The 11,801-nt window shown below is 48.6% G+C and carries 10 protein-coding genes; 2 read left to right on the forward strand and 8 right to left on the reverse strand.

The window, feature by feature from the left end:
- Positions 1–43 precede the first annotated feature (43 nt).
- The 5 genes from PVA46_RS05960 to PVA46_RS05980 all read right to left on the reverse strand — a co-directional run bounded on the left by PVA46_RS05960 (position 44) and on the right by PVA46_RS05980 (position 4,407).
- Complete coding sequence (locus tag PVA46_RS05960; RefSeq protein ID WP_167695839.1) at positions 44–1,585, reverse strand: peptide ABC transporter substrate-binding protein; 1,542 nt, start codon at positions 1,583–1,585, stop codon at positions 44–46.
- On the reverse strand, positions 1,578–2,426 hold the full coding sequence (locus PVA46_RS05965; RefSeq protein ID WP_167695840.1) for a 4Fe-4S double cluster binding domain-containing protein: 849 nt from the start codon (positions 2,424–2,426) through the stop codon (positions 1,578–1,580). The genes PVA46_RS05960 and PVA46_RS05965 overlap by 8 nt, the downstream gene beginning before the upstream one ends.
- A 10-nt stretch (positions 2,427–2,436) precedes the next feature.
- The gene (deoD, locus tag PVA46_RS05970) at positions 2,437–3,156 is read right to left on the reverse strand and encodes a purine-nucleoside phosphorylase (RefSeq protein WP_167695841.1); all 720 of its coding nucleotides are present in this window, start codon (positions 3,154–3,156) and stop codon (positions 2,437–2,439) included.
- Positions 3,157–3,270: 114 nt separating this feature from the next.
- Complete coding sequence (locus PVA46_RS05975; protein ID WP_167695842.1) at positions 3,271–3,723, reverse strand: hypothetical protein; 453 nt, start codon at positions 3,721–3,723, stop codon at positions 3,271–3,273.
- 174 nt (positions 3,724–3,897) lie between these two features.
- Positions 3,898–4,407 carry a hypothetical protein gene (locus PVA46_RS05980; RefSeq protein ID WP_167695843.1) on the reverse strand — a complete coding sequence of 170 codons (510 nt, stop codon included), beginning with the start codon at positions 4,405–4,407 and terminating at the stop codon, positions 3,898–3,900.
- Between the two features lie 230 nt (positions 4,408–4,637).
- Between PVA46_RS05980 and PVA46_RS05985 the strand changes: the two genes are divergently transcribed.
- Both PVA46_RS05985 and PVA46_RS05990 read left to right on the forward strand, forming a co-directional pair.
- Positions 4,638–5,177 carry an adenine phosphoribosyltransferase gene (locus PVA46_RS05985; RefSeq protein WP_167695844.1) on the forward strand — a complete coding sequence of 180 codons (540 nt, stop codon included), beginning with the start codon at positions 4,638–4,640 and terminating at the stop codon, positions 5,175–5,177.
- Between the two features lies 1 nt (position 5,178).
- Positions 5,179–6,273 (forward strand): Ldh family oxidoreductase, encoded by a 1,095-nt coding sequence (locus PVA46_RS05990; RefSeq protein ID WP_167695845.1) that lies wholly within the window; start codon positions 5,179–5,181, stop codon positions 6,271–6,273.
- Between the two features lie 36 nt (positions 6,274–6,309).
- Here the strand turns inward: PVA46_RS05990 and PVA46_RS05995 are convergent, their stop codons facing one another.
- The 3 genes from PVA46_RS05995 to PVA46_RS06005 all read right to left on the reverse strand — a co-directional run bounded on the left by PVA46_RS05995 (position 6,310) and on the right by PVA46_RS06005 (position 11,799).
- Positions 6,310–7,743, reverse strand: coding sequence for a DNA methyltransferase (locus tag PVA46_RS05995; protein ID WP_167695846.1), 1,434 nt, complete (start codon positions 7,741–7,743; stop codon positions 6,310–6,312).
- 46 nt (positions 7,744–7,789) lie between these two features.
- Complete coding sequence (locus PVA46_RS06000) at positions 7,790–9,019, reverse strand: DNA methyltransferase (protein WP_167695847.1); 1,230 nt, start codon at positions 9,017–9,019, stop codon at positions 7,790–7,792.
- Positions 9,020–9,105: 86 nt separating this feature from the next.
- Positions 9,106–11,799 carry a valine--tRNA ligase gene (locus tag PVA46_RS06005; protein ID WP_167695848.1) on the reverse strand — a complete coding sequence of 898 codons (2,694 nt, stop codon included), beginning with the start codon at positions 11,797–11,799 and terminating at the stop codon, positions 9,106–9,108.
- Between the last annotated feature and the right edge of the window lie 2 nt (positions 11,800–11,801).

The raw sequence follows: 11,801 nt of genomic DNA on the forward strand, positions 1-11,801 counted from the left end.
CTCAACCTAAAATATTTCTTTTTTCTTTATGCTTGATATGCGTTTATAGCACATCAACCAGCGATATCATCTCACTCTTACGTAGATACTCAAAACGCTGGCGTCCCAAAGGATTACGACCAAACCCCCACCACGCCGAAGCAGGGACAATCTCGCGATCCACCAAGAAATTCATCGGAATGACCACGCCACTTGCCATGAGCAACGCCTCACTCTGCGCAAGCTTTAGCAGACGCTCCTTGCCTGTCAAAAAGTGCGATGCTTCAATCATCGCGTCAAACTGCGCACTACGAAACGTACTCTGATTGTAACGCGAGTCCGTCAACCATAACGACAAAAATGTCAACGGATCGAGATACTCGCCACTCCAGCCCTGCTCCACCAACGCAATGCCATCCCACTGCGAACTGTCATAATACTCCGACGAATCCAAGGTGTGCAATTGTACGTCGATGCCGGCGCGTTGCCAAGCCTGTTGCATTAACAGCGCGCGCGGATCGTCCAACGAAAAGAGCAACACATGAAGCGTCGGTAAGCCCTCGGCTTCGGGGTAGCCTGCCTGCTCCAAAAGAGACATCCCCTCGCTGTAATCGCTGTTAATTCCTAAAATTGTGGGATAATCCTTATGTGGTGGTACCAACGATTGCGCCATCGGCATACCACTATCGCGCATCATATTTAGCGGAAGCAACTTAATCAAAGCCCTACGCACAGTGCCTTGCGCATACGCCCCCTCTCGCGCGACAAAGGTATAATATTGGGAAGAGTAGCGCTGTGTCGCTAAAAATTTATGATCGTGCGTAAGTTGACTGGGCAGAAGATTTCTCGCCCAATCAAGCTTTCCCTCGGTCAACTGCACATCAATAGAAGCCTCTTCTTGGTGAAAGTGTACTTCAATTGTCGTAATCTCCACCTGATCGGCTTGCCAATAAAGACGATTTCGCCGTAAAATAATGCCATCTTCACTCTCGCCAGCGTAGAGATATGGGCCACTAAAGGGAATCGCGCGAGGGTCGCTCCAACGCAAGGGAAGCTGACTGCCACTCAAAGGAGAGAGGGCAGGATGTGCCAAGATCTCAAAAAAATAGGGCGCAGGGTGGCGCAGGCGAAAGAGAATTTCACGCTCGTTTAGCACCTCAATTCCTAGGGCTCGCAGATCGCTCTCTTCTCCTAAGCTATAATCCTTAACTCCTTCTATCATATAGAGAAGTTCGGCATTAGGATTTGCGCGATTAGGGTCAATTAAACGGAGAATCGATCGATAAAAACTCTGTGCAGTAATCGCGCTTCCATCCGAAAAACGAAGCTTAGGACGTAACGTAAAACGATACTCCAAGCCATCAGCGCTCACCTGCCACGCCTGCGCTAATGCCGGCAGAGGCTCAAGGGAATTTGCATCCAGACGCACCAACCCCTGATAGACCGCAGAAAAGAGGATATGTTCATCGTCATGTTCGATAGCTTGCGGATCCCAATTAAATTGATGTGCCGGTAAGGCTAGGCGTAAAATCGTACTCTCGGGGTTCGCCCAACTTGACATCGCAAATATGCTTACTACCCCGATAATCCCCAAAAATCTATTCACTATCCAACTCCTTTTGCACCGCCCAACGCATCGCTCGAGACCACGCCCGCACCCGCGCATTGAGCATCAACGCCTCTTTATCTAACCAACTAAATTTCAATGGTGATGACTTCACTGCCTTTTGAATATCGGCTAAATCCCCGCGTTCCCAAAGAGCCAAATCGCACCAAGGCTCTAAAGTTGCTTCAGCGGCGGCCTCTTTGTAGTATGCCAGCGCCGATTTATTGTAAGGGCAGACATTTTGACAGATATCGCACCCGTAAATGACCGGCAAATTATCGCTGACGGGGAGCATGCCATTACTCGCCATTGATTGTAAGCAGAGCGTTCGATCAAGACGATAGGCATGGTGCAACGCGTTGGGAGGACACGCCCTTTGGCAGAGATTGCACGAGAGACAACGCTCGGCAACACGATTGACCGGTTGCAGGTGAAGAAAGTAGAGCGGAAGCTCCACCGCAAGCAATACAACAAACGAACCCCAACCATCCACAATCACTAAAGAATTTTTGCCGTACACGCCAATGCCTGCATCCACAGCAAGCTTCTTTTCGTTGAGATGACGAGAATTGCAAGCAATGCTAAAGCTCTTGGGTGGAAGGTTGAAGAGCGAGGCTAAATCTTTGCGCAACTCTTTGGCAAGACGCACCGCCGCCTGATAATTATCATGACAGGCAAAGAGACCCATCACCTGCCGACTCTCTTGCGTAGCAGATAAATAGGGGACAGCAAGGGTGAGATAACTAGAACCATGCTGGTTAGCTACCCCTGCTTGTAAGAAACCACGACCTAAGGCGAGCGCTTTGCACTGTGCAATAAGATCGTCCGAAGATAGGTGCACCAACGCGCAATTATCCCTTTGCGTGCATCTTAACGAGCGACTCCAAAGCAATCTCCATCATCTGCGTGAAGGTGTTTTGACGCTCCTCAGCCGAAGTGCTCTCGCCCGTAACGATATGATCGCTCACCGTGACTAATGTAAGCGCACGCGCACGATGCTTCGCAGCGAGGGTGTAGAGACCGGCAGCCTCCATCTCCACGGCAAGTACGCCATACTTTGCCCACTTTTCGTAGAATTTAGGATTATCATCATAAAAGATATCACTAGAGAGAATTGTCCCTTTACGCAAGGCAAAGCCCAACTCTTCAGCCGATTGCGCGGCGGCCAAGGCGAGGTCGAAGTCGGCAGCGGGAGCAAAATCTAAGCCGTTAAAGCGATCTTTGTTGACACCGCTAGTGGTGCTTGCCGCCGTACCAAGAATAATCTCGCGCACTTTAATCTCTTCGTGGATAGCGCCAGCCGATCCGATGCGAATCAAATTTTTGCAACCATAGTTTGCCAACAACTCATGTACATAAATCGAGATAGAGGGAATCCCCATGCCCGTACCCTGCACGCTCACGGGAACGCCTTTGTACGTACCCGTAAAACCAAACATGTTGCGTACGCTATTGTACTGTTTGACATTTTCTAAATAATTATCGGCAATAAATTTAGCACGTAATGGGTCGCCCGGTAATAAGATATTGGGAGCGATCTCTCCCACTTTTGCTTCGTTGTGCGCTGTCATCGCAAACCTCCTAGAGTATACTCTATTTTATCATATTTGGGATGGTTTGTCTAGTGAAAGAAAAAAAATAGCCTCTACACCGAGAGGCTATCTACAAGAACACAGAAGGCAAAGTTACTTAACAGCTTTAATCTTAACCTCACGTTTAACTTCTTTGTCATTATGATCTCTCGTGGTAACAGTAATGGTAAACTTGTCGCCCTTCTTAACTACAATAGGAAGCGCAGTAACCACCATATCAAGCATCTCTTGGTCGCGATCTGCGGCTAGATTTTGTATTACCAATAATTTCCCATTTGGATCAACACTCACTTTGAGATTCACTAAGGTGTTCTCAACTGTGTTGATAAACTTGTCGTCTTCCGTAAGTTTTGCAAAATCTGCATCACTCATCGAACTAAGCTTTACGCCGTTCCAGTAAGCCGACAATACCAATCCATTAGTAGCGGATAGAGACAACTCTCCACCTTCCCAATCCAACCCTTCTTTTGCTACTTTGTTGCTAGGGCTACAGCTAGCTAGTACTAATGCCATTGCCAAAAATAAAGCAATTCCTTTCTTCCACATACTATTCTCCTATGTATACAAGATATTTTTCATAATATATAAAATAATGATTCCTGTCAATATGTTTTTAAAAAAATTCTTAAAAATGATATACAAACTAATCAAAAATATATTGACCATAAAAAGCCTCCAAAATGGAGGCTATCAAAAAAATACACCTATTACGAGTGTAGGTTATTCCACAATATTAACCACCACCTCACGCGTAACGCTCTGCCCACTCGCATCATCAAATGTAATACTTACCGTAACAGAGTCGCCTTTCTTCGCTGCACCGGTTATCGTTGTAACGCGTAAGTCCCAGCCCTCTTGCTCCTCATGCATATTACCCGTTACATACACTTTACCTTCAGGCTTTACACTCGTCTTTAAACCCTTCGTATCAATAGCAATCAACGTATTTTCAAAGTCTTCATCATTTAGCAGATTATCAAAATACTCAGCATCCATCGTACTCAGCTTTTCCCCGTTCCAATGTGCGGACAAGATAAAACCTTGGTTTACAGGATTATTGCTAAGCGATAGCTCACCACCCAGCCAATCAAACCCTTCTTCTGATACAGGGCGAATCTCTTGCCATTGGTTATTATCATCATTATCATCATCAGCACCTTTGTTTTTAGGGCTACAGCTAGCCAATACAAAAGCTATCGTTAAAAATAAAAAAAGACTCTTCTTCCACATCGTCCTATTCTCCTATTTCTTAGAATAATCCTAACTATAAACAAAATCATTAAAATTGTCAACATACTATATAAAAATTTCTTTATTATCAAAAATCACTATTCCATCCTCCAAAATTTTCCCCGCACGTCTTGATTTCTCTTGCTAAGCGATCTATAATAGAGATTGTTTTTCCCCGCTAATGCGATTATATTTTGAGGAGTGCCACCCACACAAGGAGATAAATTCTAATGAACGAACCGTTTGATATCGATGCATATATTGGTAAAGTGCCAAACTTTCCTAAGGAGGGGATTCTCTTTTATGATATCAGCCCGATTCTTCAGCATCCGCCTGCGCTTGCCCATGTTATCCAGAAGATTCAGCATCACTATAAAGATCAACCCATCGATGCCATTGCCGGCTTAGAGGCACGTGGCTTCTACTTTGCACCTGCCCTTGCTATCGCGATGCAAAAGCCCTTCTACCCCATCCGTAAAGCAGGCAAGCTCCCCGGCAAAGTTGATAGCCAAAGCTACGACCTAGAGTATGGCTCTGCCAGCATCGAGATGCAACCAGCCCCCCAACTTGCCGGTAAGCGCGTGCTCCTCCTCGACGACCTCATCGCCACAGGTGGCACACTACAGGCCGCAGCGACCCTTTTACAGCGTCAAGGCGCTACCGTAGAAGATCTCTGTGGCGTCATTGGGCTTCCCTTCCTCAACTACCAAGAGAGCCTTGCCAGTTTCCGCATTTATACTTTAATTAACTACGATAAGGAGAATTTATAACATGTCCAACCAACCCTATGTGCAGATCGCCTATGACGATCTGGTAACCCTCGTGAAGGATATTTTTGTCGGTGCCAAGGTGAGTGCCGATAACGCCCAAGCTGCCGCCGATGTCCTTGTCATGGCCGATGCCCAAGGCATTAGTAGTCATGGCGTTGCCCGTACCCAGCGCTATCTTAACGACATCGCCAAGGGAGTAACCCACCCCGATACGCCACACCAAGTCCTCAAAAGTGGCCCCTCGTTTGAGGTTTGGGAGGGCAACCACGGCTTAGGTTCTGTCCTCTCCAACAAAGCCATGAAGCGCGCTATCGAGCTGGCAAAAAACTCTGGGGTAGGCATGATTAGCGTACGATGTAGTAGCCACCACGGTATCACCAGCTACTACACCCACGAAGCTCTTGCCCACGACATGATCGGCGTCGCCATGACCAACACCGCCCCCCTAGGCATCCCCACCGGTGGACTTGGCGCGCGCTTTGGTACCAATCCCTTAGCCTTCGCCGCTCCTACCACGGGCAAGCTTCCCCCCTTTATCCTAGATATGGCCACCACCAACGTTACCCGTGGCGCTGTGGAGATCAAACTGCGTAATGGCGACCCCATTCCAGATGGTTGGGCAATCGACAGCGAAGGGAAAACCCCCACCGACGCCAAAGCCTTTCTCGATGGACTACTCAACCTTGAAGGTGGACTGCTACCCCTAGGCGGTGCCAGTGCAGGACACAAAGGCTACGGGCTTGCCATGATGGTCGAGATCTTCACCTCGCTCTTGTGCGGAGGCGATTACGGCATCAATGTGCGCGATACCCCAGAGACCGCCGCCTGCGTCAACCACTTCTTCATGGCAATCGATATCAAACAATTTCGCGATTTAGATCACTTTAAAACCGATATGGACGACTACCTCCAGATGATGCTCGATACCAAGCGCGCCGATCCGCTCAAACCCATCTACTACGCAGGGCAAATCCCTCACGCCAACATGGTTACCGCCAAAAAGGATGGCGTAAAGATTCTCGCCTCGGTGTATGAAGAGCTCAAGAGCATCGCCAACAAATACAGCGTACACGTGCCTAGCGCCAAAGCACTCTAACCAAAAAATGATAAAGAGAGAGTAATCCTCTCTCTTTTACTCGCCAAAACTAAGTTGGGCGAGGATTGCCTCTCGAGCTTTAATTTTCTGACGTAAATACTCCATCGGTCGGTCGCCCTTGGTGCGATTGCAATGTCCGCAGAGAAGCTGATAATTTTCATAATAATCGCCTCCGCCCTTTGCCCGAGGAATAATATGATCAATCTCAAAGTGTTGGATATCAAACTGCGTGGTACAGCCATTGCACCTACCCGCTTGCGCTTGGTAGAGGCGCTCTTTAATGGAGAATGAAGGGGCTTCCATCACCACGTCCGTGCGAGTGGGAGCGTCGGTGCGGTGAATAAAATCTTTGCCCAGTTGCCTAAAGGTGAGGCGATCTTCTAGCGCGCCACCCTTCTCCAGACGCTCGATTAAGATCTGCACCGCTTGCTTTTCGATATCAATACCGATCCATGCGCGCCCCAACTGCTCGGCTGCCACGCAGGTGGTTGCACAACCAGCAAACGGGTCGAGAATGAGATCGCCCTCACGACTGCTAGCGTGAAGAATCCGATGTAAGAGTGCTAGCGGTTTTTGCGTGCGATACCCGGTATCCTCGTTGCGCCCAATGCGCGGAATGTCGATCCAGTTGTTATCTAAAGGCTTACCTTCATAATCATCTAAATATTTGCGACGCTCTAACTTACCCTCGTCGGTGATAACGACATTGCCTTTTTGATACTCTTCCTCCAGACGCGCTTGGCTTAACCGCCAACCCGAGCTGTAAGGGTTGCGAAAACCCCGCCACTCAAAGCAGAGATTGGGGCGATCGCCCATAGTCTTGTTACGAAAGAGCGGAATGCCCGTATAGTAGCGCCGACCTTCTCCATCAATCTTATTGAATTTTTTATCGCTCTCCGCCTTGTCCTCAATATCTAAGGTGTTTTTAAGATAAAATGTATCTGATTTTGTGTAAAAAAAGATGCTATCAGTATTGCTCCCAAACTTTTTTGCCTTATGTTGACTGCCCTTGCCTCGGCCGTCGTTGCGTTGCCAGACAATCTCATTACGAAAATTCTCTTTGCCAAAGATCGCATCGAGCACCACTTTAAGATAGTGGCTAGCGGTGGGGTCGCAGTGCAGATACAAACTACCGGTAGGCTTTAGCACCCGATGCATCTCGATAAGGCGCTGGGTCATGTAGGTGATGTAGGCCATCATGCCCTTGCTATGCACCTGCTGAATCTGCATGATAAAACGCACCAGTGCAGGATACTTATCGATCAACGACTCCAAGTAGGCCTCGTTGACATCTTGCCACGTCCACATATCTTTAAACGACGAACCCGCCGCCTTAGAGCCGACCGGCGCGGAGTAGATGCGCTTGGAGTTAAAGGGCGGATCAAGGTAGATGAGATCGACCAGCTCGCTATTGAGGTGATGCAACACCAACAAATTATCGTGCGTATAAAAATAGTTTGGGGTAGACATAAGAGTAATTTATCTCGTTATAGATTTTTATGCAACACGTGGTTAGCTACTCGCCAAAACTAAGCTGTGCGAGGACTGCCTCTCTGGCTTTAATTTTCTGACGTAAATACTCCATCGGTCGGTCGCCCTTGGTGCGATTGCAATGTCCGCAGAGAAGCTGATAATTTTCGTAATAATCGCCTCCGCCCTTTGCCCGTGGGATAATATGATCAATCTCAAAGTGTTGGATATCAAACTGCGTGGTACAGCCATTGCACCTACCCGCTTGCGCTTGGTAGAGGCGCTCTTTAATGGAGAGTGAAGGGGCTTCCATCACCACGTCCGTGCGAATGGGAGCGTCGGTGCGGTGAACAAAATCTTTAAACATCTCGCCGCTTGCTTCGGTGAGACGATCCATCAAAATTTTTGTCGCCTGTGCTTCGATATCTATCCCTATCCACTTACGACTAAGATGTTGCGCCGAAACACAGGTGGTTGCGCAACCAGCAAAGGGATCAAGAACTAAATCACCGGGATTACTGCTTGCCAAAATAATACGATTCAATAACGCTAGTGGCTTTTGCGTCGGATACCCCGTAGACTCATGTTTACCAACCTTGTAAATATCTGCCCACCAACTAAAGGGAATCTTGCCTAAATTTCCCTGTTGCTCTCGCCACTCCTCAAGTGTCTCTCCCTCTTTTAGCCATTTCGTTCCGCCATGAGGAGCACCGCCCTTATAAGGAACTCGAATTTTATCTTTATTAAATGTCCAAATCTTTGATTTTGAATACCAATAAATAATATCTGTATTTCTAGGAAACTGCTTGATATAGGGCGTTGTAGCCGTGGAGTAACACCAGACAATCTCATTACGAAAATTCTCTTTGCCAAAGATCGCATCGAGCACCACTTTAAGATAGTGGCTAGCGGTGGGGTCGCAGTGTAGATACAAACTACCGGTAGGCTTTAGCACCCGATGCATCTCGATAAGGCGTTGAGTCATGTAGGTGATGTAAGCCATCATCCCCTTGCTATGCACCTGCTGAATCTGCATGATAAAACGCACCAGTGCAGGATACTTATCGATCAACGACTCCAAGTAAGCCTCGTTGACATCTTGCCACGTCCACATATCTTTAAACGACGAACCCGCCGCCTTAGAGCCTACTGGCGCGGAGTAGATGCGCTTGGAGTTAAAGGGCGGATCAAGGTAGATGAGATCGACCAGCTCGCTATTGAGCCCTGTTAAGACAAAGAGATTATCATTGGTATAGAGGGTGTTCGTAATCGCCATACACATATTTTATCATATCATGCGTTTTTTTGCAACGCGAAAAGAGCAAAGGAGAGGATCAGCGCCTCTCCTTATGCCTTCTTCATTTAACTCTCTTTAAGGCTCTCGAGGCTTGCCTCTAGTTTGATACGTTGTTGGCTAAATTGCTCTACGCGCTCGCGCTCTTTGGCGACGGCGGATGGATCGGCACGTTGTACGAAATTTTCGTTCGCCAATTTTGCTTGCGCGCGCTCCATCTGCTGGGTAACCTCGGCAAGCTCTTTGGTCAGCTTGGCGATCTCTTGCTCTATATTAATAAGGTGGCGCATCACCAGCAACGCCTCAAAATCGCGCCCCACGAGGTTTACACCAAGGTGCGCTTTGCGGTCGGTCTCGTTAAACGCCACAGAGGCTAGCTCAATGGTTTTCAACTTAGCCATGCGCAACATCACCTCTTCATGCGCCATAAAGGCCTCGCGTTCTTGGTTCGATGCAATATAGACCTTCGCCACGATACGTTCGTCGCCGGCAATGCCAAATTGCGTACGCATCGCACGAACCTGCCCAATAAAGAGCTTCACCGTGCCAAACGCCTCGGCGCTAGCCTCCCACATCGATCGATCTTGGGCTTGTGGATAGGGGGCGACAATCAAGAAGTCGGCTTGTTTATTGGGGAGCTTCTGATAAATTTCCTCGCTGATAAAGGGCAAGAACGGATGCATCAAGCGCAAAGACTCCTCCAAAATCGAAAGCGATACCGCCAGCGCGCGCTCCTTTTCAGCAACATCATCGGCATAGAAGCTCGCCTTGAGTGCCTCCAGATACCAGTCGCAAAAGTCATCCCAAAAGTAGTCGTAGATAGCGTGGCTAGCATCGTCAAAGCGATACTGCGTAAAGGCCTCGGCGACGAGTTTACTGGCGTGGTTTAGGCGATAGGCAATCCACATATCCAGCGCGCTATACTGCTTAGCGAGCTCGGGTTTGTAGGCGATAGCAACGCGATTACCCAGTAAAAAACGACTAGCATTCCAGATCTTATTGGCAAAGCGCCCGCCCATCTTAAACATTTCGCGATCGAGTGGGAGATCTTGCCCCTGTGTGGAGAGATAAGCGATAGTAAAACGTAACGCATCCGCTCCGTCGCTCTTAACAATCTCCAGCGGATCAATGCCGTTACCCAGTGTCTTACTCATCTTGCGCCCTTGTTTGTCGCGCACCAAGGGGGTAATGTAGATATCCTTAAACGGCACCTCGCCCATAAAGTTGAGCCCAGCCATGATCATACGGGTAACCCAAAAGAAGATGATATCGTAGGCGGTAACCAGCGTCGAGGTGGGGTAAAACTCTTTGAGTTGCTCGCTCTGGTTGGGCCAGCCAAAGACGCTAAAGGGCCACAACCAACTGCTAAACCACGTATCCAAGACATCTTCGTCTTGTTTAATGTTTGTGCTCTGACAATGGCTACAGTGAGTAAGATCGGTGGTGCTCACCGAGATTTTTCCACACGCGGCACAGTACCACGCGGGGATACGATGCCCCCACCACAACTGTCGGCTGATGCACCAATCACGAATATCTTTAAGCCACGCCGAGTACGTATTCTCCCAGCGCTTGGGGTAGAAGTGAATCTTACCATCATCATGAGCCTGAAGCGCCATACTCGCCATCTTCTCCATGCGGACAAACCACTGCTTACTCAAGTAAGGCTCAATCGTCGTATTGCAGCGATAGCAGTGCCCCACGCGGTGCTGTAGCGGATCTTTCTTGACCAATAACTCTAGCTGTTCGAGCAAAGCAACCGCTGCTTCGCGTGCCTTAACAATAGTAAGCCCTTGAAATTCCTTAGGTGTATGCTGGTTAAGCAATCCATTTTCGTGAAAAATATTGATAGATGCCAAGTTGTGGCGCTTACCGATCTCGAAGTCGTTGGGGTCGTGCGAAGGCGTAACCTTAAGCACCGCGCTACCAAAGGTGCGATCCACATAACTATCGGCAATCACCTTGATGGTGCGATTGGTCATGGGCACATGCACCTCCTTGCCGATCATCGCAAGATAGCGCTCATCTTCAGGGTGAACCGCTAAGGCGACATCACCAAAAATCGTCTCGGGGCGACTGGTAGCGACAATCAGCGCGCCACTGCCGTCGACAAGCGGATACTTGACATGGTACAAAAAGCTCGACTCCTCGGCATACTCTACCTCATCGTCCGAGAGCGCCGTGGTACAGCGCATGCACCAATTGACCAAGTACTCACCCTGATAGATATCACCCGCCTGATACATGCGCACAAATGATTCGCGCACCGCCTGCGAAAGCCCCTCATCGAGGGTAAAGCGCTCGGCCTGCCAGTCGCAACTACTGCCAATCTCGCGTAACTGCTGGGTAATAATCTTATGATGACGTTCTTTAACCTGCCAAACATACTCGACAAAGGCCTTGCGCCCCACATCATGACGACTCTTGCCTTGTGCCTTAAGCTCCTTCTCGGCGACGTGTTGCGTGGCGATACCCGCATGATCGGTACCAGGAACCCACAAGGTTTTACGCCCCAACATCCGCTGATAGCGCACCAAAATATCCTGCAACGATCCATTAAGACCATGCCCCATATGCAACACGCCCGTAACATTAGGTGGCGGAATTACCACGACAAAGGGCGACTCCGTATTGCCAAAGCGCGACTGTGGGGCAAAGGTATTAGCCTCCTCCCACTGGTGATAGATGGTTGATTCAAAATCCTTGGGTTGATAGCTCTTGGGAAAGCTTGCGTTAAATTCATCCTCATGGAGTGTGCTCATGG

The sequence above is a fragment of the Entomospira culicis genome, assembly GCF_028748145.1.
Classification (GTDB): Bacteria; Spirochaetota; Spirochaetia; order WRBN01; family WRBN01; genus Entomospira; species Entomospira culicis.